The organism is Chryseobacterium ureilyticum (genome assembly GCF_900156735.1).
GTDB classification, from domain to species: domain Bacteria; phylum Bacteroidota; class Bacteroidia; order Flavobacteriales; family Weeksellaceae; genus Chryseobacterium; species Chryseobacterium ureilyticum.
Map to the genome: position 1 here is coordinate 294,114 of NZ_FTOL01000002.1, position 21,372 is coordinate 315,485.

The 21,372-nt window shown below is 33.6% G+C and carries 22 protein-coding genes and 1 tRNA gene; 18 read left to right on the plus strand and 5 right to left on the minus strand.

The features are described 5' to 3' along the window. The first annotated feature begins 49 nt into the window (after nucleotides 1–49). Entirely contained in the window at nucleotides 50–208 is a 159-nt protein-coding gene (locus BW983_RS24600; protein WP_438561440.1) for a bacteriocin-like protein, read from the plus strand. A 54-nt stretch (nucleotides 209–262) separates the two neighbouring features. On the opposite strand, the gene BW983_RS07545 is transcribed toward BW983_RS24600, so the two are convergent. The 4 genes from BW983_RS07545 to BW983_RS07560 form a co-directional block, all read right to left on the minus strand. Continuing rightward, nucleotides 263–466 (minus strand): bacteriocin-like protein, encoded by a 204-nt coding sequence (locus BW983_RS07545; RefSeq protein WP_065395080.1) that lies wholly within the window; start codon nucleotides 464–466, stop codon nucleotides 263–265. A gap of 30 nt (nucleotides 467–496) precedes the next feature. Next, nucleotides 497–709 (minus strand): hypothetical protein, encoded by a 213-nt coding sequence (locus BW983_RS07550; protein WP_076551295.1) that lies wholly within the window; start codon nucleotides 707–709, stop codon nucleotides 497–499. Nucleotides 710–756: 47 nt separating this feature from the next. Further along, complete coding sequence (locus BW983_RS07555; RefSeq protein ID WP_076551297.1) at nucleotides 757–936, minus strand: bacteriocin-like protein; 180 nt, start codon at nucleotides 934–936, stop codon at nucleotides 757–759. Between the two features lie 63 nt (nucleotides 937–999). After that, nucleotides 1,000–1,194: a bacteriocin-like protein gene (locus BW983_RS07560; RefSeq protein ID WP_076551298.1), complete on the minus strand. Its 195-nt coding sequence runs from the start codon at nucleotides 1,192–1,194 to the stop codon at nucleotides 1,000–1,002. Nucleotides 1,195–1,528: 334 nt separating this feature from the next. Here BW983_RS07560 and thrA point away from each other — a divergent pair, with 334 nt between their 5' ends. The 9 genes from thrA (at nucleotide 1,529) to BW983_RS07610 (ending at nucleotide 10,875) form a co-directional block, all read left to right on the plus strand. Further along, nucleotides 1,529–3,979 (plus strand): bifunctional aspartate kinase/homoserine dehydrogenase I, encoded by a 2,451-nt coding sequence (thrA, locus tag BW983_RS07565; protein ID WP_076551300.1) that lies wholly within the window; start codon nucleotides 1,529–1,531, stop codon nucleotides 3,977–3,979. 10 nt (nucleotides 3,980–3,989) lie between these two features. Next, a complete protein-coding gene (locus BW983_RS07570) occupies nucleotides 3,990–4,910 on the plus strand; it encodes a homoserine kinase (protein WP_076551301.1) in 921 nt (306 codons plus the stop codon). A gap of 19 nt (nucleotides 4,911–4,929) precedes the next feature. Beyond that, complete coding sequence (gene thrC, locus BW983_RS07575; protein ID WP_076551763.1) at nucleotides 4,930–6,234, plus strand: threonine synthase; 1,305 nt, start codon at nucleotides 4,930–4,932, stop codon at nucleotides 6,232–6,234. Nucleotides 6,235–6,239: 5 nt separating this feature from the next. Further along, a complete protein-coding gene (gene folB / locus BW983_RS07580) occupies nucleotides 6,240–6,608 on the plus strand; it encodes a dihydroneopterin aldolase (RefSeq protein WP_076551303.1) in 369 nt (122 codons plus the stop codon). Between the two features lie 33 nt (nucleotides 6,609–6,641). Beyond that, nucleotides 6,642–8,006: a DUF4403 family protein gene (locus tag BW983_RS07585; RefSeq protein WP_076551304.1), complete on the plus strand. Its 1,365-nt coding sequence runs from the start codon at nucleotides 6,642–6,644 to the stop codon at nucleotides 8,004–8,006. A gap of 41 nt (nucleotides 8,007–8,047) precedes the next feature. Beyond that, nucleotides 8,048–8,545 carry an RDD family protein gene (locus BW983_RS07590; RefSeq protein ID WP_076551306.1) on the plus strand — a complete coding sequence of 166 codons (498 nt, stop codon included), beginning with the start codon at nucleotides 8,048–8,050 and terminating at the stop codon, nucleotides 8,543–8,545. A 59-nt stretch (nucleotides 8,546–8,604) separates the two neighbouring features. Beyond that, a tRNA-Cys gene (locus BW983_RS07595) sits at nucleotides 8,605–8,675 on the plus strand. Between the two features lie 865 nt (nucleotides 8,676–9,540). Next, a complete protein-coding gene (locus tag BW983_RS07605; protein WP_076551309.1) occupies nucleotides 9,541–9,768 on the plus strand; it encodes a glutathione synthase in 228 nt (75 codons plus the stop codon). A gap of 276 nt (nucleotides 9,769–10,044) precedes the next feature. Further along, nucleotides 10,045–10,875: a glycosyltransferase family 2 protein gene (locus BW983_RS07610; RefSeq protein WP_228408982.1), complete on the plus strand. Its 831-nt coding sequence runs from the start codon at nucleotides 10,045–10,047 to the stop codon at nucleotides 10,873–10,875. 390 nt (nucleotides 10,876–11,265) lie between these two features. On the opposite strand, the gene BW983_RS07615 is transcribed toward BW983_RS07610, so the two are convergent. Further along, entirely contained in the window at nucleotides 11,266–11,709 is a 444-nt protein-coding gene (locus BW983_RS07615; protein ID WP_076551312.1) for a hypothetical protein, read from the minus strand. A 338-nt stretch (nucleotides 11,710–12,047) separates the two neighbouring features. Between BW983_RS07615 and BW983_RS07620 the strand changes: the two genes are divergently transcribed. The 8 genes from BW983_RS07620 (at nucleotide 12,048) to BW983_RS07655 (ending at nucleotide 21,348) form a co-directional block, all read left to right on the plus strand. Next, entirely contained in the window at nucleotides 12,048–12,605 is a 558-nt protein-coding gene (locus BW983_RS07620; RefSeq protein WP_076551313.1) for a glycine zipper domain-containing protein, read from the plus strand. A 53-nt stretch (nucleotides 12,606–12,658) separates the two neighbouring features. Further along, nucleotides 12,659–14,293 (plus strand): LIC_10190 family membrane protein, encoded by a 1,635-nt coding sequence (locus BW983_RS07625; protein WP_076551315.1) that lies wholly within the window; start codon nucleotides 12,659–12,661, stop codon nucleotides 14,291–14,293. 50 nt (nucleotides 14,294–14,343) lie between these two features. Then, on the plus strand, nucleotides 14,344–15,414 hold the full coding sequence (gene aroC, locus BW983_RS07630; protein WP_065395093.1) for a chorismate synthase: 1,071 nt from the start codon (nucleotides 14,344–14,346) through the stop codon (nucleotides 15,412–15,414). Nucleotides 15,415–15,431: 17 nt separating this feature from the next. Continuing rightward, nucleotides 15,432–15,995 (plus strand): thioredoxin family protein, encoded by a 564-nt coding sequence (locus tag BW983_RS07635; RefSeq protein ID WP_076551316.1) that lies wholly within the window; start codon nucleotides 15,432–15,434, stop codon nucleotides 15,993–15,995. A gap of 10 nt (nucleotides 15,996–16,005) precedes the next feature. Beyond that, nucleotides 16,006–16,545, plus strand: coding sequence for a TlpA family protein disulfide reductase (locus BW983_RS07640; RefSeq protein ID WP_076551318.1), 540 nt, complete (start codon nucleotides 16,006–16,008; stop codon nucleotides 16,543–16,545). Between the two features lie 83 nt (nucleotides 16,546–16,628). Then, nucleotides 16,629–16,970 carry a YkvA family protein gene (locus BW983_RS07645; protein ID WP_076551320.1) on the plus strand — a complete coding sequence of 114 codons (342 nt, stop codon included), beginning with the start codon at nucleotides 16,629–16,631 and terminating at the stop codon, nucleotides 16,968–16,970. 122 nt (nucleotides 16,971–17,092) lie between these two features. Beyond that, entirely contained in the window at nucleotides 17,093–18,472 is a 1,380-nt protein-coding gene (pyrF, locus tag BW983_RS07650; protein ID WP_076551321.1) for an orotidine-5'-phosphate decarboxylase, read from the plus strand. A 53-nt stretch (nucleotides 18,473–18,525) separates the two neighbouring features. After that, complete coding sequence (locus BW983_RS07655; protein ID WP_076551323.1) at nucleotides 18,526–21,348, plus strand: gluzincin family metallopeptidase; 2,823 nt, start codon at nucleotides 18,526–18,528, stop codon at nucleotides 21,346–21,348. Nucleotides 21,349–21,372 lie beyond the last annotated feature (24 nt).

Genomic DNA, 21,372 nt, shown 5'->3' on the forward strand with positions numbered 1-21,372 from the left:
TTGCTTTCAAATATTTTTTATATTTAGGATTCAAACTAATAATAAAAATATGAGAAATTTAAAGAAATTAAACAGAGAAAGTCTTAAAAATGTAAACGGTGGATCGGAAAGCTGTAGCTACTGTGGAATACGTGAAATTTGCGCCATAGGATGCTATGGTCAACCAATATGTCTCCCAAAAGGACCATACTTCCCTACTGACTGTTAAAAAATAAAGCACTGTTTTTACAGTGCTTTTTTATTTCCGATAAACAGATACTTTTTAAGATACTCCGCCATCCATACACTCAATACTTACAATTACACATGCTTTGCAGTATAAAGGAAGTGCCTGATATGCACTGCAAGGAGCATCATTAGGTCCGGTTCCATAAGTAGTATTTCTTGGACATCTATTACAGTTTGATCCTATTGCTCCGTTTACTTCTCCAAGCTCTTTTCTATTTAATTTCTTTAAATTTTTCATAGTAGTTTTAATTTTTTGATGTTAATATTTTTATCTGTTATAAAAGTCAGAATAATCAGGACCATAGCAATCTGCGCTTACATCTACACAGTTTCTGCATTCAGGTGATAATCCCCAAAAGCTCATACAGCTATAAGTGTATTCAGGACCATCACCATAGTTTCCAGAAGTTGAACATCTGCCGCACCCATTCATTTGAGCACCTTTGATCATTTTAAGTTTTGTTCTTGATATTTTTTTCATAATGCTTATTTTTAAAATTAAGTTTGATACAGCTATCCCGTCTTTACTTACAGCATTGGATCATAACATGTTCCTCCCGGTTTTAATGAGCATCCCCATGCCGTTGATCCGCCTCCTCTCATAAAACATACATATTGCTCCCCACCACAAGTATCAATCTGAAACTGTGTAAAACCACCATTGACACTTTTCTGTTGTTCTCTTGATAATTTTTTAATTGCTTTCATATTATTTTAATTTTGATGTTATAAATAAAAAGCACTGTTATACAACAATGCTCTTATATATTATTAAAAAGGTTCAAAGCATTCCATGCTTGCCAATACTCTACGTTTACAGCATTCTGGCAAACCGTGAAACTCTGCACATGATTTCGGCTGATTTGGTCCATAAGGTCCTTCCGGACAATTTTCATTACAATCCCAAATTCCTCCTCCATTAATGGCTTTCAAGTTTTCTCTTTTAATCTTTTTTGAATTTTTCATGGTTTTTATTTTTAATTTAACATTATAAAAGTAAGATTTTTAATCAATTATACAAACTATTTCTCCTAAAAAGGATTTATTATTTTATTATGTTAAAAGTTGGCTATTCCGAAATAATTTGTACATTTGTTTCGTTACAATGAATTTTCTAAGAAACATATCTGATATTTCTGCCCTGAAACTACCTATTTCAGGCATATCTTCTGTTTCTACATTCACAACTACAACGACTACCCCATAAAGGGGTAAATTTTCACATATTATTTCCGGTGCCCTGTACTCTTTTTTTAAAGAGTAACACTTTCATTTTTTCCTAACCTCAAATCAATAATTGATGAAAATTTTAAAATTCGGCGGTACATCAGTCGCCAATTCTCAGAATATTCTTTTAGTAGAGAACATTATAAAAAAAGAGTCTTCAAAAGACAGAGTTGCAGTCATTGTATCAGCACTTCATGGAGTAACAGATCTACTCATTCAAGGTGCTGAAAATGCTTCTGAAAAAAATGGCAGCTATCTTCAAAAACTTAAAAGCATTGAAGAAAAACATTTACAACTTGTTAAAGAGCTTATCCCTATTTCTGAACAAAGTTCCTTACTAAGTTTTGTTAAAAAACACTGTAATGATATTGAAGATTTGTACAACGGGATCTATGTTCTTGGTGAACTTACAGACAGAATAAAGGATAAAATTGCTTCTTATGGAGAATTCTTATCGTCGAATATTATTGCAGCAAGGCTTCAGCATCAAAGCTTAGATTGCGTATGGATGAATTCTTCAGAGCTTATAAAAACTAATAGCAATTTTACCAATGCAAAAGTAAACTTTGACCTTACTGAAGATAACATTAGCAAATATTTTGATCAGTACCAAAACCAAATCATCATTGGTCCTGGATTCATCGCATCTGATGATCAAAACCATATAACAACACTGGGACGAGGCGGTTCAGATTATACTGCGGCAATTATCGCAGCAGCAGTAAACGCTAAAGAGCTTCAGATCTGGACAGATGTAAGTGGAATGATGACTGCAGATCCTCGCTTAGCCTCTCATGCTAAACCTATTGCAGAAATATCTTATCATGAAGCTATGGAGTTGTCACATTTTGGAGCAAAAGTTATTTATCCGCCTTCAATTCAACCGGTGATGATAAAAAACATTGATCTTAAAATCAAAAATACTTTCGAACCTGAAGAATTGGGAACATTAGTTTCTCATAATTTGAACATTTCCGAAAAAGAAAAGCAACAGCTTGTTGTAGGGATTTCAAATATGGGTAATATTGCTTTGCTTACTCTTGAAGGCAGCGGAATGGTTGGAATTCCCGGAATTTCGGCTAAGCTTTTCCAATGCCTGAGCAATGAAAAAATTAATGTTATTCTGATTACACAAGGATCTTCTGAACATTCAATTACTATTGCTATTCATGAGAAAGATATGTTGGCAGCAGAAAATGCAATCAATGTTTCCTTTGCAGATGATATTCAATTAAAAAGAGTTGCTCCTGTTAATATTGAAACCGGTCTTTCCATTCTTGCATTGGTTGGAGAAAATATGAAAAGCAGAAGTGGTGTAAGCGCTAAAATGTTTAGTTGTTTAGGTAATAATGGAATCAACATAAGAACTATTGCGCAAGGCTCTTCCGAAAGAAACATCAGTGTTGTTATTTCTGAAAATGATGCTAAAAAAGCGGTAAATGTTCTTCATGAAGAATTTTTTGAATCCGAAATAAAACAAATCCATCTTTATATCTGTGGAACCGGAAATGTAGGAAACAAACTTATTGAGCAGATTTACGAGCAGAATCAATACTTAAGGGAAAATCATCTCATTAACTTAAGAATTGCCGGGATTTCCAACAGCCGAAAAATGTTTTTTGCGGACAGAGGAATTTCTAAAGATGAATATTCTAAATGGAATGAACTTGGAAAAGAAGCCTCAGCAAAAGGTTTTGCGAAAGAAATTATATCCCGAAATCTCAGAAATTCTGTTTTTGTTGACATCACAGCAAGCGCGGAAGTTCCGGAAGTTTATGAAAGTTTATTAAAAAGAAGCATCAATATTGTAGCCTGTAATAAAATTGCAGCCTCATCCGATTTTGAACAGTATAAAATTTTAAAAAACACCGCAAGAAATCATAATTGCAGCTTTCATTTTGAAACCAACGTAGGCGCAGGGCTTCCTGTGATAGGAACAATAAATGATCTTATCAAAAGTGGAGACAAAATAACTTCCATTGAAGCCGTACTAAGCGGAACACTAAATTTTGTATTCAATAATTATGACGGAAGTAGAACATTTTCTGAAGTAGTAGCCCAGGCTCAAAAAGAAGGATATACAGAACCGGACCCAAGATTAGATTTATCCGGAACTGATGTGGCTCGTAAGATTTTGATTCTTGCCAGAGAAGCCGGTTATCCGCTACAGTTTGAAGAAATTGAAAACATTGGATTTTTACCTGAAGCTTGTATGCAGGGCAGTGTAGAACATTTCTATGAAAAACTTACGGAATATGAAGATCATTTTAAAGCCTTGTTTTTAAATGCTCAGAAAGACGGGAAAATATTGAAATATACCGCTGAGTTTAAAGATGGTAAAGCAAAAGTAGGCTTACAGCACATTGCTCCGGGAAACGATCTATTCCATCTTTACGGGAAAGACAATATTATTATTTTTAAAACATTAAGATACTCCGAACAGCCATTGGTGATAAAAGGAGCCGGTGCTGGAGCTGAAGTAACCGCAAGCGGCATTTTTGCAGATATTATTCGTTCAATTTAAAAACATAAATATGAAAAAAGTAAAACTAAAAATCCCGGCTACTGTAGCTAATCTTGTTTGTGGGTTTGATATTCTGGGTATGGCAATTCATGAGCCTTATGATGAAATGGAGATCGGATTACTGGAAACTCCTGAGGTTATTATAAAACATAAAGATCAGTTCGGACTTCCTGAAGAACCGTCTAAAAATGTTGCAGGGATTGTGCTTTTAAAAATCCAGGAGCATTTTAACTTACAAACCGGTTTTGAAGTTATCATTCATAAACATATAAAACCAGGTAGCGGGCTCGGCTCCAGTGCGGCTAGCGCCGCCGGAGCCGCACTGGGAGCTAATATTGTACTAGAAAATATCATGTCAAAAGATGAGATGGTACATTTCGCCATGTTTGGAGAAGAACTTGCCTCGGGAGTGCGGCATGCCGACAATATTGCACCTTGTATTTATGGAGGAATTACGTTAGTAAAATCAACAAGTCCAATAGATATTATTCCTTTGAACTCCCCCGATTTGTTTGTAACAGCAGTACATCCTCAGGTAGAAGTAAAAACATCCGATTCAAGACAGATACTCAAAAAAAATATCACTTTAAAAAGTGCAGTTGAACAATGGGGAAATATTGCCGGACTGGTAGCCGGAATTCAGAAAAATGATTTTGCACTGATCGGAAGAAGTCTAAATGATGTCATTATAGAACCTGTACGAAGTATTTTAATTCCTGGATTTGATGACGTTAAAAGGAAAAGTCTTGAAATGGGAGCTCTTGGTGGTGGAATTTCAGGATCAGGACCTTCTATCTTCATGTTAGCAGAACAAAAGGAAACTGCTGAAAAAATTGCAGCACTTATGAAATCAATATATGATGAAATGAAGATCGAAAGCTTTGTATATGTTTCAAAAATAAATCCAGTCGGGATTGAAATCATTGAATAACCTAATCACATTAAAACAAATGAAATACTATAATTTAAAGGACAGTCAGGAACAAGTTAATTTCAAGACTGCAACCATAAAAGGACAAGGTAAAGACAAAGGATTATTTTTCCCTGAAAACATTCCCCAATTTGATGAAAAATTCATTCAGAATCTTTCACAGTATTCTGATGAAGAGATCGCTTACCAATGCATGAGAAGTTTTATTAATGATGAAATTCCTTCAGAAGTATTAAAAAACATTATTACTGAAACCATTAGCTTTGATATTCCATTGAAAAAAATAAATGATAAAATATCAATTCTGGAACTTTTTCATGGTCCTACCCTAGCCTTTAAAGATATTGGCGCAAGATTCATGAGCAGATGTTTATCTTACTTTTTAAAAGATCAGGATAAGAAAGTTACTGTCCTTGTAGCTACTTCAGGTGATACAGGTGGTGCTGTTGCAGATGGTTTCTACAATCTTCCCGGAATTGATGTTGTGATTCTATATCCTAAAAACAGAGTAAGCCCCGTACAGGAAAAACAACTTACTGCATTGGGAAAAAATATTTATGCACTGGAAGTTAACGGAAGTTTTGATGATTGTCAGAGTTTAGTAAAACAGGCTTTTTCTAACGAAGAAATCAACAGTCAGTTGTTTTTAACATCCGCCAATTCAATCAATATTGCAAGATGGCTTCCTCAGCAAATCTATTATTTATTAGCTTTAAAGCAATGGCAGCAATTAGAAAAAGAATTACCCGTAATATGCGTTCCAAGCGGGAATTTCGGAAATATCTGTGCCGGGCTTCTGGCTCATGTACGAGGTCTTCCGGCTGAGCATTTTATTGCAGCCTGTAATTCTAATGATATTATCCCTCAATATTTCAAAACAGGGAATTTTAATCCTAAAAAAGCTGTTGCCACTTTATCTAATGCGATGGATGTAGGAGATCCCAGTAATTTTGTAAGAATTCTGGAACTTTTCAATAATGAATTTGATGCTTTAAAAAATAAAATTTCAGCATGCACTATTGATGATCAAAAAACCATGCAGACAATTACGGATGTTTATGAAAAACACCAATATATTCTTGATCCGCACAGTGCTGTTGCATTTGCTTCATTAGAGCAATATCTTAAAGAAAATCCAGGTAAAAAAGGATTCATTTTAGGAACAGCTCACCCAGTAAAATTCCCTGAGGCAGTAGAAAAAGCCGTTAAAACAAAAATTGAGATCCCTGCATCTCTTAATGATCTGATGAAAAAGGAGAAAAAAACTATTGAAATAAATTCAGATTTTGAAGAATTAAGACGATTTTTGCTTAGTAAAAATTAGAAACAATGAGCAAGATATACCTTGAAGATGTAAAAATATATGCCTACCATGGAGTTTTACCTGAAGAAAACATTATTGGCACCTATTATATTTTAAATGTAGAACTTCACACCGATCTGTGGAAGGCTTCAGAATCTGATGATCTGAATGACACCATAAGCTATGCAGACATCAATGATATCCTACATAGTGAAATGAAGATCAAATCAAAACTGCTGGAACATGTGGCAGGAAGAATTATTTCAAAAATTCATGATCGTTTTCCGCAAATAGATTATATCAAGCTTAAGCTCACCAAAACAGCTCCGCCAATGCAGGGAGAAATGAAAGGTGCTAGTATTGAGTTGGAAAAAGGATTCAAACCTGAAAATTAAAATTATTATTTTCGCTTTATAAAAAATACAAAATTGAGACTCTTTAAAATATTATTTCTAGTAGTATGTATCAACGCTTTTGGTCAATCCGGCGTTGATAATCAGTTGGCAAATTATAATTTCCCAAAGATAAAATCCAGTATTACCATGCCTGTGACAATTCCATTATCGGAACTCAGCAATATGATCAATGCTTCTGTAAAGGATCTTGTCTATCAGGATGATTCCTACACGGATAACAATAATGATCAGTTTAAAGTAAAAGTCTGGAAAACGAGACCTATCCGTTTGGTAGGAGGAACAAGCCAAAACCTTTTGATTGAAGTTCCGTTAAAAATATGGGCAGAAAAAGGACTTGGGACCCTGGGCGTTTACACCTATCAGAATACTACGTTTGAAACGGTAATGTCATTCAATACGACTGTGACTTTTAAAAACAACTGGACAATTACCACCAGCACCCGACCTAACGGATTCCGATGGGTAACAAAACCTGTATTGGATTATGGAAGAATACAGATCCCTATCACACCTATTGTTGAAAAAAGCCTTAAGGAACAACAGGAAAAATTCTGTAAAACCATCGATCAGCAAATGGCTACTCAATTGAATTTTCAACAATACGCTGTGATGGCTTGGAATACTTTTTTACAACCATTCAATATATCTGAAGAATACAATACCTGGTTAAAAATAAGCCCTGTAGGTGTGAATATTACTCCGTTGAAATTCTATGGAAATCAAATCAATGCAACCCTTGGAATTGATATTTATTCAGAAACCTTTACCGGAAACAAACCAGCTGCTTCTCTACCTGTAACTTCAGCGACTAATTTTAACTTTTCCCCTACTGTTGCAGATAAGTTTATATTACAAACTACCGCAAATATTCCTTTTACGGAAGCTAGTAATATGGCAAGAAAAACATTTTTAAATAAAGAATTTGACATTCGTGACTCAAAGGTAAAAGTAACAGACATCAGAGTATATGGAGTGGATGACAGAATCATAATTGAAGCTCAGACAGATGGTTATATCAAAGGAACTTCTGTCATTTCAGGAATTCCTGTTTATGATGAAGCTAAAAGGAAAATTGTTCTTTCTGATACCAAATTCAAACTGAAAACAATGAATATTCTTCAAAAAACGGCATCCGTTCTATTTCAGGGGAAAATTATTAAGATGATTGAAGAAGAATATGGAATTCCCACACAGGAACTCGAAGAAACCTCTAGAAAAAGTATTGAAGAAGCTTTCAATAAAGAATATTATAAGGGTTTAAAAATAAGTGGAAAGGTATTTAACCTAAAGCCAAGCAAAATCCTTCTTAACAGCACAGGAATTACTGCTGTTATTGATACTAATGCTACATTAAAACTTCTTGTTAACGGGTTTTAAAAACATCAATAAAACCCAACTTAAAAAACTAATAACCAACCATGAAAAGAATTTTAAATATTGTTGAATACAATAAGGCTTCATTATGGATTAGACTTGCCAATAATTTCATAGATGTTATCATTATATATATTATCAATTATCTACTCTCCATTATTTGCCATTTTCTTTATAAAATAACTTCAATTGAATTGTTCTACTTCTATAATAATGGAAGCCTTTTATGGGGATTATTTAGAGGAAATATCAACTATCTCCTTTATTATTTTCTAATGGAAAAATATTTAGACGGGAGAACTATTTCAAAGTATATTACAGGAACCAAAGTAATCAGTACAGATGGTACCCAACCAACTACCCAACAAATCTTGTACAGAACTCTTTCCAGAATTGTTCCTTTTGATGGACTCTCTTTTCTTGGAGTAAACGGATGGCATGATAGCTGGAGCTATACACGTGTAATTAATCTAAAAAATTATATGACTGAAATTCAATCAAAAAGCGAAATTGATAGTCTGGGAAAGAAAGAAATTGCATAAAAACTTTGGTTTGTATAGAAATTTAGCTATATTTGCACACCTCAAAAATGGTAAAACATGGTACTTTGGCCGAGCGGCTAGGCAGTGGTCTGCAACACCATCTACAGCGGTTCGAATCCGCTAGGTACCTCACAAAACCTCTAAATTTTATTTAGAGGTTTTTTTATGCACATTCTTAAATAAAACCAAGTTCGGGTTTTACGGAAATCCACAAAGCATATTATTCTTTTTTCTACAAACTTGCATATAAAGCCTACCCATGAAAAAAGTAAAACTGCACACCATAAGAAAATAAAGAGACTATCCCAACAGCAAGTAGCAACATTATTCCCACCGAAGTATTCCTCTACAGCAGAAAAGAAAATCCGCAAGCTTACATCGCTCAGCTCGAAAAAGAAAATATTGCCTTCCATGAGAAAATCGAAATATAAAAAAGCATTCTCAACAACTAGCAACATCTTTCAATATAAAAGCCTCTCTATTTCCGTGGAGAAGCTTTATAAATAATACAAAAAGTAATGATGGATAGAAAATTATCTGTTCAAAGGTAACAACAAGAATACCTAACCTTTTATGAGTAGCGTCATATAGGCAAAAAAAAATCCTCGGAAATTCCGAGGATAAAAACTAATAACCATGAAAACTCAAATTAAACATGAGTTGCGTTTGTATATTGAAAAATCGTGCCAATATTTACAAATTTCAAAAAAATAACTACTTTTTTTTTCAAATTCACTTTTTAACTATTACATTTAAAAACATAAATTAACATACATTAAAAAAAAATAATCAATATTTAATAAATCTAAATAACAAATAAATACATCAAGAAAAAAATACATGAAAATTATATAATTAAAAAAAAATAACATTTTAATTAATTAGTAAAATGAAATAAATTTAACAAAGACCTTCACTTCATATAATCATCCTATAAAACTCACTATTTGGCATAATTTATTCTTCTATTTACTAAACCCTCTAAATTGAAAATCATGTCACACAAAAATTTCAACACAACAGATTTTACAGAAAATAGTGAAAAACAATACCAGATTGAGTTCAAAATAAATGAAATAGGTGAAGGCATCAATCTTATTGTACAGAAATTAAATGAAAAAGGAGAATACGAAATGATACAGGCTCCGGTACATAGGCTCAATGACAGCATATTTATAACATGGGACCATCCTTTTGATGGCAGAATTCTATTTGATGAATAAAATATGAGAGCATCACAACCAAAAAGCCTCCCGAAAGAGGCCTCAAAAAACACAAATGATGAAAAAAAATTTTATATCAGAAATAAAATCAATTTTTTAATTCCTTCCCGAAATTAGATATAATCGTTTTATTATATTTATGACTACACTCATAAAGTGTTAATATTATTTCTTATCACCTTATAATATAAGAGAAAAAAGCATATATCCTATGACCAAAAACAAAGGTTTAATGCTCAGAATTTAATATATTTACATAAATTAACTCAAAATATTGTGATAAAATTTTCTATACTTATAGCCAACTATAATAATGGAAAGTACTTTAAGGACTGCTATAATTCGTTAATCAATCAGACCTACGAAAACTGGGAAGCCATAATTGTAGATGATGCTTCAACAGACAATTCTATAGAAATTATACAATCCTTAATAAAAGACGATCCCCGCTTCAGAATATACCACAACTCTATTAACCAGGGATGTGGTTTTACGAAAAGGGAATGTATGGAATATGCAAATGGAGAAATATGTGCCTATCTTGATCCTGATGATGCACTATACCCCGAAGCTATAGAAAAAATAATTCAAGAATTTACCGTTCAAAATTATATTGTAGCATCTTACTCTCAAATGATGCTATGCAATGATGCGCTGGTTCCTGATAAAGTTTTCGCCAGCACTAAGCAAATATACAATGATCGTTATTTCTTCAACTGTCCTATTCAATTCGCACACTTTTTCGCTTTTAAAAAAGATACTTATCTCAAAACCTCCGGGATCAATCCAGAGTTAAAAAGTGCAGTTGATCAGGATCTGTATTTAAAAATTCTTGAACATGGTGATGTAAAATATATTAAAGAACCTTTATATTTATACAGGCTTCATGCAAAAGGGATTTCACAGCAAGCCGCAAAGCAAAGCGCGAAAGTTTCATTTGCAAAAGTGATCCACGAGACGATGAAAAGAAGAGGAATCAAAAAAATAAATAATCAGACAGTCCCTGAAAAATATGCTGATCCTCAGGAAATTTTTCAGCTTTTGGACTATCAGACCAACAAAATCCATCGTCTGATTAGCAAAATAAAAATTACCTTAAAACTTTAAAATAATAAAACTCCTCATTTTGAGGAGTTTTTGTTATCATAAGGATAATATGGAATAGAAAATGTTTCTCTTAGATTCTGATTCAAATTTACCCAATTTATATCCTCAATAATATGAGTAGGATCATAAACCCATATCATTAATTGTGTAAAATCTCAAAAGAAAAGGCCCCCATTCAGGAGGCCCAAAAAACACAAATGATGAAAAAAATCTATTTAGAAAAATCCAAACAGAATATCGTCATATTATTCACATTTATCTTTGGATCATTTTTTTAAATAAAATTTCAACATATGATAAACGGAACAACGTATTATAGTCATGATTTGATAAAAAAATCCTCTTTTCGAGGATTGGTAAATTTAGACAAATATTTTTGTTTTCACAAAGTTATTCTTCCCATGTAATCGGAACATATATCGTGATATACCCGTCTGCATCTAAATTTTCATCAGAAACAGCAGCAACTATCGTTCCATAACCTACCCAGCCACCTTGTCCCTGGATTCCTGAAAATTCATAAGTTCCCTCCGGAAGATCTTCTTCAGAAAATTGCGGAAGCGCACGGTCGTGATATCTGTCACTAAAATACTCTTCACCTGTAACCGTATTCTTTGCAACAAATCCTCCAAGATCAAATCCTGAACCTGAAAGAATCTTTGTTCCGCTCTTAGAAAGAAGCCCATAACGAACAGGGTAAGTCTTTACCACTTTCTTGTCTGATACTTCTGAACGAACTTTTGATGGACCTTCCACTACATCTGTGGAAGAAAACGAAGTAGTAACAGCTAATAATCCAATAACAGCTGAAACTGTAAAAATTGATTTTCTCATATTAAAGTAATTTTGTTGTTCAAAAGTAATCAATCTAAATGAACTCAATAAAAACTCTTGATTAACTAAAAATTACAAATACAATGAAATAAAATTTCGTAGCCAAAAAGAAAACGATAATGAATCTCTCTTAAAAAGATTATTTTTTATGCCCCTCACAAACTTCATACCCAAATCCTCAAAATATGCTTTCTTTAAAGGAAATTTATAAAGATTTTAAATGAATAGGTTCTTTTTCACTATAAACTTTAACTTTCTTTAACTAAAATTTGGCTCCATAATTGAGAATAAAAATAAAGCTAAAACCGTTTTGGCTTAAGCTTATTAAAATTTGAATTATGAAAAAGATAGTAGCAGCAGGTTTTTTATCTGTTTTTTTGATAACAGCCTGCAAGAAGGATGACAGAACTGCTGAGAAATCACTGGAACAACAAAAACTTGAATTCCAGGCAAGACAGCTTGATATTGAAAGACAAAAACTAGCCATTGAAAAGGAAAAACTAGTGTATGAAGCTCAGAAGAAAGCAGACAGTATCTCTGAAAGCAAAAAAGCAAAAGCAACTGCTGAAAATAATTCAAAGCCTAAAGTAATCAGAGAAACAAGAACTGTATATAGAGACCGAAGTTCTAATTCTAACTCAGGAGGTGGCAGTAACGGTGGATATGCAGATAACGGAAATGGTTCTTCACAAGGTACAACTCAGAAAAAAGGAATGAGTAAAGCTGCTAAAGGAACTATCATTGGTACTGTAGGAGGCGCAGCAGCCGGTGCTATCATTGCTAAGAAAAACAGAGGACTCGGAGCCGTGATAGGTCGTGTTGTAGGTGGTGCTACAGGATATACAATCGGTAGATCACAGGATAGAAAGGACGGAAGAGTACAACCCCGCAGATAATATTTTTTCACAATAACATATAAAGATTGCTTATTTTTAGGCAATCTTTTTTTATGATACTGCTTATTTTTTCTTCCATTTTAATTATTTCAGCCTTAGCAGGACTGGGAAAGATCATGGAAAATATTTTCGGTACTTTATTTACTGACGTGTCTGGGAAAATTTTATCCGGAATTATGGGGATAAGCATTCTTTGGACTTTAATTTCTTTTCTTATTCCTTTAAATATTTATGTAGAAATCATTACAATTTCGCTAGGATTACTCTATTTTTTCAAGGAAAAGCTTTATCTGGAATTTTACAGATTTACACGAAAAGATTTTTTCTTAGGAGCCATTACCTCTATCATCATTTTCTTTGCCGGTTCGTTTTATCCTTATATTTTAGATCATTTTGGGTATTACGTTCCAACGATCAAATGGATTACGGAATATGGATTAATTAAAGGCATATCGAATCTTGATCTTATTTTGGGACAAATGTCGATGTGGCATATCTTTCAGGCAGGATTTTCAAATTTTTCTGATCCATTTCTAAGAATAAATTCTATCCTGCTTATCATTTACACCTTCTATATTATTGAAAGGAAAAGCTGGATTCAGCTGTGTGCTTTACCTATATTCCTCTTGTTTTCTCAATCACCAAGTCCGGATCTGCCTGTGTTGATTTTTTCTTTAATTATTTTAAATGAGATTCTTGTAGGAAATAAAAAAACTGCCCTACTCTTTGCTTTTTCGGCTTTTGTTTTTGCTATAAAACCTACGATGATCTGGCTGCCAATATTAGTATTCCTTTATAATATTCTTATATTGAAAGCGAATAGTAAAAATTTACTTTTTGGAAGCTTGATTTCAGTACTGTTCTTTATTAAAAACATCTGGACATTCGGTTATCCTGTATTTCCTGTAGCATTTGCTGATCTTGGTTTTTCATGGAAACCTAATCCTGAGGTATTAAAAATCTCTTCTCAATATGCTATTATGAAAACCTATGATATGCAATATTCTTATGAAGAAATCCAAAGGTTCTCAACAATTGATTATATTAAAAACTGGTTCTTTTTAAAAGGTATAAAATCAATAATCAATATATTTTTAATCATCAGCTTAATTTCTTTTTGTCTGTTTGCATGGATCAAGAAGAGAAAACTGATAACACTGATCTGTATTTCATTATTAATAAAAAGTCTACTCGTTTTAATATTCTCCGCTCAATACAGATTTTTCATTGATGTATTCATCGTAATATTCTTTGTTCTGTTTTATGAGTTTCTTGACAAAAAAAAATCCATTATTATTTTTTCGGGGCTTAGCATATTATGTATTTCATTACTTTCTTTTCCAAACCTTATTCAACAATACGTTCCAAGCTTCAGACTTGGAAACTTCATGACCGGATTTAAACAGAAACAACTTTATCAACCTTCTGTTTATCAATACAAAAAATCTGATCATTTTAAGGTCGGGGATCTTCAATTCAATGCTTCCAAAAACTATCCTTATAATTTTGACACTCCTCTTCCTGCCATCTCTCGAAGCTTTATTTACGATGATATCAATGCCAGAATTTTCCCTCAACCTATTGATAAAAATAATATTCGCAAAGGATTTATCTGGAAAAGAATGACTTCCGATGAGAAAAGAGAAGCAGAAAGTGTGATTAATGCTATCGAAAACGTTGATAAATAGAACAAATCCAGAAACTTTATTATCTGAAGAAAAAAAGGTAATTTTGTATCATGTTCAACACATTAGGTAATCTTCTTAGTCTTACAACATTTGGAGAAAGTCACGGAGTGGCTTACGGCGGTATCATTAATAATTTTCCGGCTGGTTTAGCGGTAGATCTTGAAAAAGTTCAATATGAACTGAACCGAAGAAAACCCGGACAGTCAGCTATTGTTACACAAAGAAAAGAAAGCGACACAGTAAAGTTTCTTTCAGGAATCTTTGATGGAAAAACTACAGGTACGCCCATCGGTTTTATCATTGAAAATGAAAATCAGAAATCAAAGGATTATGACCATATAGCTGGTGCATATCGTCCTAGTCATGCAGATTTTACATACGATCAGAAATTTGGGTTCAGAGATCACCGTGGCGGAGGGAAATCTTCTGCAAGGGAAACGATGAACTGGGTTGTGGCAGGAGCTCTTGCCAAGCAGCTTTTACCGGAAATTGAGATCAATGCATACGTTTCGTCTGTAGGTGATATCTTCTGTGAAAAACCCTATCAGGCTCTTGATTTTTCTCAAACGGAAAGCAATGATGTACGTTGTCCGGATGCTGAAACAGCAGAAAAAATGATTGCCAGAATCAAGGAAATCAAAAAAGAAGGAAATACGATTGGAGGAACCATTACCTGCGTAATCAAAAATGTTCCTGTAGGAATTGGTGAACCTATATTTTCAAAACTTCAGGCAGAATTGGCAAAAGCAATGCTGAATATCAATGCCTGCAAAGGATTTGAATATGGAAGCGGTTTCTGTGGTGCAAAAATGACAGGAAAGGAGCATAATGATGCCTTCAATACAGACTTTACTACAAAATCAAATTTATCAGGAGGGATTCAGGGAGGAATTTCCAACGGAATGGATATTTATTTCCGTGTGGCATTCAAACCGGTCGCTACTATTTTAAGACCTCAGGACAGCATTGATAAAGATGGGAACCCTGTGATTGTAGAAGGAAAAGGACGTCATGATCCATGTGTGGTACCAAGAGCAGTTCCCGTAGTGGAAAGCCTTGCGGCATTTGTACTGGCAGATTTATTTTTGATCAACAAAACAAGAAATATCAATAACTTTTAACATAAATATTTTTGGTAATGGAAAATTACTGGGATAAAGGAATTTCATTTGAAGAATATCTTCAGATTGCAAAAGAAAGATTAGAAAATCCAGCTAACGAACAGGAAGCTGAATATAAACAATATTACGAACTTGGACTTCAACGCATGGACAGAACTGTTAAAAAGTATGTTCCGGATGAAGACCAAAGAAAAGAACTGGAAGCTAAAAACTTTGACGGGAAAATTCTCGTAATCTCTGAAGCTTGGTGTGGTGATGCCAGTGCAACGGTTCCTGCCCTTTTTAAATTCTTTGAAGGTCATAATGACATCAGAGTTTTTCTAAGAGACAGTGATAAAAGCCTAATCAACAAATTTTTAACCAACGGTACGGAATCTATTCCTAAAGTTCTTATTTTAGATAAGGATTTTAATGTAAAACATTCATGGGGACCACGTCCGAAATATGGTTATGAGTTATTAATGAAATACAAAGCAGATCCTGAAGGATATCCAAAAGATACTTTCTACAATGACCTGCAGATTTATTATGCTAAAAACAGAGGTAAAGATGCCGTTCAGGAAATCTTAGATCTGTTATAAAAAACAGAATATGAAAAAAGGTATCATTTATATTATAATAATTGCCGTTATTGGTATCGTGGCTTTCATACCAGGAGTAAGGGATTTTCTGAAAAATCAGTTTTTCCCTATTGCTACTATTGAAAATGCTGTGCATATCAATGAAGAAGATTATGACATAGACCTTAAAGGTATTAATGTTCCCAGCACGAACCTTAAAAATCTTAAGGATAAAGCTGTTTTCCTAAATTTTTGGGGAACCTGGTGCCCGCCATGCAGAAAAGAGTGGCCAAGCATTCAGAAATTATATGAGACAAGAAAGGAAAATGTGAACTTTGTACTCATTGCTATGAATGACAAAGAAGAGGATGTAAGAAAATTTTTAAAGGAAAATAATTATACGGCTCCGGTGTATATCGCTCAAAGCCCTATTTCTGAAAAGATTCTTCCAAAAGTATTTCCTACTACTTTTCTTTTAGATAAAACAGGGAGAATCCTTATCAAGGAAGATGCTTCAAAAGATTGGGACTCAGAAACTGTGCATCAGTTTATTGACAATATCATCAAATAAATTTTAACTAAATTTTATAATTTGTTGGTACAGGATTTGTGAAATTTATACTGTTAAAAAATTTGTTTAAATCCAAACACAAAATGAAATATTCAAAATTAAATCTTGCAAAAGAAGCCATCAATCACAAGGGCTTTGTCAAAAAGATCCCTGATATTTTCAGAATGGTAAAATTATGGAGAAAAGGAGTTTATCCTATGAAATCCATTGACATTATTCTTCCGCTCTTAGGAATTTTGTATGTCATTTCTCCTATTGACCTTCTTCCTGAATTTGCCATCCCGGTCCTTGGAGTAATGGATGACCTTGCCGTTTTATCCCTTACGATTCCAAAGCTTATCAAAGAGGTAGACAAGTTTTTACTTTGGGAAGCTGAACAAAAATATAAGGGCACTCAAGTCATTGATGCCGAAATCGTAAAATAATAGTTTATTATATTTTTAAAACCATTCTGAGTACTTCAGGATGGTTTTTTATTAAGCAAATAGGCGATAAATTTTTAAGCCTTATTTCAAATCCTTAAATTTGCAATATCTAATAAAAAATAATGGAAAGTAAAAAAGAATTCTTCTTAGAGTGCTACAAGCTAGGAATCATTAAATTTGGAAGGTTTACTTTAAAGAGTGGTATAGAAAGCCCTTTTTATGTAGACTTAAGACCATTGGCTTCCGATCCTAAAATCTTAAAAAATCTTGCTAATTATTTATTGGAAATGCTTCCATTGGATAATTTTGATTTAATCTGTGGAGTTCCTTACGCAGCTCTTCCTATGGCGACTGCCATGTCATTGGAAAGCTATATTCCATTAATTATTAAAAGAAAAGAAGCGAAAAGCTACGGTACCAAAAAATTGATTGAAGGTATTTATCAGAAAGGGCAAAACTGCCTATTGGTAGAAGACGTGATCACTTCCGGAAAATCTTTACTGGAAACTATTCCTGAAGTAGAGCAGGAAGACCTTAAAGTTTCTGATATCGTAGTGGTATTAGACAGAGAACAAGGTGGAAAACAACTACTGGAAAGTAAAGGATACAGAGTACATACTCTTTTCAATATTTCTGAAGTGTGTGGAATTCTTCAGGAAACTGGTGAATTGTCTGATGAAGAAGTAAAGAGAATTCAGGATTTCTTATTGGGGAATCACATTCAGTTTGAGGAGGAAACCAGAGCATCTTATGAGCAAAAATTGAGTAATGCTCAACATTCTGTTTCTAAAAAATTATTGGAGACTGCTTTGGCAAAGAAATCGAACCTTATTGCGTCTGCTGATGTTACAACCACTCAGGAATTACTTGATTTTGCTGAAAAAGTAGGTCCTCATATCATTGCATTAAAGACGCATATCGATATTATTTCTGATTTTGAATATGAAAAGACAATCACTCCTCTAAAGGAAATTGCAGCAAAACATCAGTTCTTATTAATGGAGGACAGGAAATTTGCAGATATTGGAAACACTCAGGAATTACAATTCACAAGTGGAGTTTTCAAAATTACTGACTGGGCAGATTTCGTAACATCTCAGGTAATTGGTGGCTTTGAATCACTTGACTGCTTCAAAAATGTAGGAGTAGTAGCAATTGTCGGCATGTCATCAAAAGGAGCATTAACCACAGCTAGCTATCGTGAGGAAGCTTTAAAAGTAGCAGCATCTCACCCGAATGTAATAGGTGGAGTATCTCAGAATAAAATCCCTGAAGATCTTTTATTATTCACGCCAGGAGTAAATCTTGCAGATTCAGGAGACGGAAAAGGACAGCAATACAATACTCCGGAACATGTTTTCAAAACTTTACATACAGATTTCATCATCGTAGGAAGAGGAATCTACAAGTCTGAAGACCCTGCCGCAGCTGCAGTTACTTATAAAACTGAAGGTTGGAATGCGTATATTAATTCTTTGGAAAAAAAAGCAATTCAGAATTAAAATTCTAGAAAGTATATACAAAATAAGTTATATTTGAGCTTTATCACGGATATTTGAAAAAGATCAGCCTTTGCCTTATTTTGTTTTGTGGAATTATTCAGATTTCCGCACAGAATGACAGTATTTATATTGGAGCGAAACTGTCTCCTGACAGAAAAACCTTTGAGGTAAACCAGGAAATAGTTTACTACAATCATTCAGACAAAGACCTGAATACTGTAAAACTTCTGAATTGGGTTTCCGCATATAACAGACGGGGAACCTCATTAGTCTACAGAAAACTGGAAGACAGGAATAATGATCTGCATTTTGCAAAAAATGATGAACTGGGAAAACTTCTTGAACTGAACATTAAAAATTCAGAAAACCAGGAAATTCATGTCGATACAATTACAGATGAAAATCTATTTATTCCTCTGAAAAACGCATTAAAACCAGGCGAAAGCATTACATTGCAATTACAGTATAGGATGCAGCTTCCCGATAAAAAATTTACGGGATATGGTACATCTGCACAGAATATTGCATTAAAATATTTCTTTATTGTTCCGGATCGTTTTGATCCGGACAATATTTCCCCGAGAAATTACCACGATATTGAAGAACCCGTAAGCTTTAATACATTCTGGACTATAAATTTTGATATTCCGGTGAATACTTTCATTGAGGGTAACTTACCACAAATCCAGATGAATTCTTTTAAAGGTTACCTTGATTCAGACCCAGAGTTCTCAATTTCCTCATATACTTCTCCTATCATAAAAGTCAATGTTGACGGTACAGATACAGAAATCAAATTCGGCTATAATCTTAAGCCTGATGAAAAACAGAACCTTGAATTTTATCTACCTCTTCATTTAAAGTTTTTAAAAGAAAAAATCGGTTCTCTACCTAAGAGTCTCTTTATTTCAGATAAGTTCAGAGCAAAGGAAGATTTTTTCGGGAATAATGATATTACTTTTTGGAAATTCAGGTTCCAATTGTTTACAGACGCAGAGAAAACAGATCTTGATTATTTTGGAATTATCACGAAAAAAATTCTTGATGAAAACATTATTGCTGATAAACAGAAAGATCACTGGTTTAAAAATGGTTTGAAATCATATCTTGAGATTCAATATCTGAAAAAGTTCTATAAAGACACTAAACTTCTGGGAACTTTGCCTGAATCCAAGATATTTGGAATCAAGCCTTTAAAATTCTTTCATGCTTCAAAAGTAAAACTTCTGGATCGATATGGGCTTGCCTATCAATATATTATGCTTCAAAACCTGGATCAGAAAATAGATGAAGATTTTGGAGTATTGAGTAATTTCAATGATATGGCGATAAGCAGTTTCGAAACAGGAAGTCTGTTCAATTATTCTGCTGATAAAATAGGAGATCAAACGTTCAATGAACTTATAAAAAACTATGTTTCACAGAATACCGGAAAGAGAATTGATCCCGATGATTTTCTGAAGGACCTGGCTCAAAAGGAGAAAACAACCAATTATCTGTCTCAGTTTTTCAAACAGAAAAACAGAGTCAATTTTAAATTGAAACGTATTACAAAGGAAAATAATTCGCTGCAAATTAAAATTGCTAAAAATACAGATGCGCCTATTCCTGTAAAACTTGAAACTGAAACCAGAAACGGAGAAAGAAAAGCATATTGGATAGAAACAGAGGAGAATGAAAGAAGCAAGGATTTTTCATTACCTGCATCAGATAATATTTATAAAGTCACCTTAAATAGCGGTTATATTTTCCCAGAATCAAGCTACAGAGATAATTTTCTTTATGCAAAAGGAATATTTTCGAATACAAAAAAACTTAAGCTTAAGCTAATAAAGGATATTCCTAATCCTGAATACAACGAAATTTACATCAGCCCAAGAGTACGTTTTAACAATACGTATGATAAATTTTTACTTGGAGTTAATTTAAAAAATCAGTCATTCTTTGATCAAAAATTTCTGTACTCATTTACTCCAACTTACAGTACCGGAACAGGAAAATTAACTGGTTCAGGAGCGGTTTCCTACTCTTTTCTTCCTGCTGAAAGCATTATACGAAGTCTTACGTTTGGAGTTTCCGGGTCTTATTTTCATTATGATTATGATCTTGCTTACAGAAAAGCGTCTGCATTTTCAACATTAAGCTTTAGAAAGAATCCAAGGAGTACGGTAAGCAGAAGTATCGGATTTTCTTACAATTACTTTGAAAGAGACCTCAGTCCGATCATGATAGCCAATGACGATTACAAAAAATACAATCTTTGGGGGCTTGGCTATAGCTACAGTGACAGCCAGATGATTCATGAAAAAAGCCTGAGCCTGAGTACACAAGGAATGGAAGATTTCAATAAAATTACGGCAGAAGGATTTTACAGATGGGAATTTGCTCCAAAACAAAAATTGAGTGTTCGTTTATTTGCCGGATACTTTTTAAGGAACGATACCCGAAATAATTTATTTAATTACGGAATTTCAAGGGTTTCCAACTATACATTTTCCTATAATCTTTTAGGAGAAAGTGCCAGCAGCGGACTTCTTTCACAGCAGTTTATCCTTGCAGACGGTGGATTTAAGTCTTTTCTTCCTGGAAGTGTTAATCACTGGATCACGTCTGTGAATGTAGATTCCAGTATCTGGAAAATATTCCATGTGTATGCGGATGCTGGAGTATATAAAAATAAAGATTTTCCAACAAAATTCATTTGGGATAGTGGCATCAAAGTAAGAATCATTCCTGATTTTCTTGAAGTGTATTTCCCTATACAGTCTTCATTAGGATTTGAACCTTCATTTAAAGATTACGCCAAACGTATCAGATATACTTTGGTTCTAAACCTAGGTTCCATCATCAATGCGGCAAGACGAGGATGGTATTAATATAAAAAGAACTGCTTATGATAA

What these genes read in the sequence shown, in the direction of transcription:
- BW983_RS24600 (WP_438561440.1), top strand. Translation starts at nt 50, where the DNA reads ATGAGAAATTTAAAGAAATTAAACAGAGAAAGTCTTAAAAATGTAAAC.
- BW983_RS07545 (WP_065395080.1), bottom strand. Translation starts at nt 466, where the DNA reads ATGAAAAATTTAAAGAAATTAAATAGAAAAGAGCTTGGAGAAGTAAAC.
- BW983_RS07550 (WP_076551295.1), bottom strand. Translation starts at nt 709, where the DNA reads ATGAAAAAAATATCAAGAACAAAACTTAAAATGATCAAAGGTGCTCAA.
- BW983_RS07555 (WP_076551297.1), bottom strand. Translation starts at nt 936, where the DNA reads ATGAAAGCAATTAAAAAATTATCAAGAGAACAACAGAAAAGTGTCAAT.
- BW983_RS07560 (WP_076551298.1), bottom strand. Translation starts at nt 1,194, where the DNA reads ATGAAAAATTCAAAAAAGATTAAAAGAGAAAACTTGAAAGCCATTAAT.
- thrA (WP_076551300.1), top strand. Translation starts at nt 1,529, where the DNA reads ATGAAAATTTTAAAATTCGGCGGTACATCAGTCGCCAATTCTCAGAAT.
- BW983_RS07570 (WP_076551301.1), top strand. Translation starts at nt 3,990, where the DNA reads ATGAAAAAAGTAAAACTAAAAATCCCGGCTACTGTAGCTAATCTTGTT.
- thrC (WP_076551763.1), top strand. Translation starts at nt 4,930, where the DNA reads ATGAAATACTATAATTTAAAGGACAGTCAGGAACAAGTTAATTTCAAG.
- folB (WP_076551303.1), top strand. Translation starts at nt 6,240, where the DNA reads ATGAGCAAGATATACCTTGAAGATGTAAAAATATATGCCTACCATGGA.
- BW983_RS07590 (WP_076551306.1), top strand. Translation starts at nt 8,048, where the DNA reads ATGAAAAGAATTTTAAATATTGTTGAATACAATAAGGCTTCATTATGG.
- BW983_RS07605 (WP_076551309.1), top strand. Translation starts at nt 9,541, where the DNA reads ATGTCACACAAAAATTTCAACACAACAGATTTTACAGAAAATAGTGAA.
- BW983_RS07615 (WP_076551312.1), bottom strand. Translation starts at nt 11,709, where the DNA reads ATGAGAAAATCAATTTTTACAGTTTCAGCTGTTATTGGATTATTAGCT.
- BW983_RS07620 (WP_076551313.1), top strand. Translation starts at nt 12,048, where the DNA reads ATGAAAAAGATAGTAGCAGCAGGTTTTTTATCTGTTTTTTTGATAACA.
- BW983_RS07625 (WP_076551315.1), top strand. Translation starts at nt 12,659, where the DNA reads ATGATACTGCTTATTTTTTCTTCCATTTTAATTATTTCAGCCTTAGCA.
- aroC (WP_065395093.1), top strand. Translation starts at nt 14,344, where the DNA reads ATGTTCAACACATTAGGTAATCTTCTTAGTCTTACAACATTTGGAGAA.
- BW983_RS07635 (WP_076551316.1), top strand. Translation starts at nt 15,432, where the DNA reads ATGGAAAATTACTGGGATAAAGGAATTTCATTTGAAGAATATCTTCAG.
- BW983_RS07640 (WP_076551318.1), top strand. Translation starts at nt 16,006, where the DNA reads ATGAAAAAAGGTATCATTTATATTATAATAATTGCCGTTATTGGTATC.
- BW983_RS07645 (WP_076551320.1), top strand. Translation starts at nt 16,629, where the DNA reads ATGAAATATTCAAAATTAAATCTTGCAAAAGAAGCCATCAATCACAAG.
- pyrF (WP_076551321.1), top strand. Translation starts at nt 17,093, where the DNA reads ATGGAAAGTAAAAAAGAATTCTTCTTAGAGTGCTACAAGCTAGGAATC.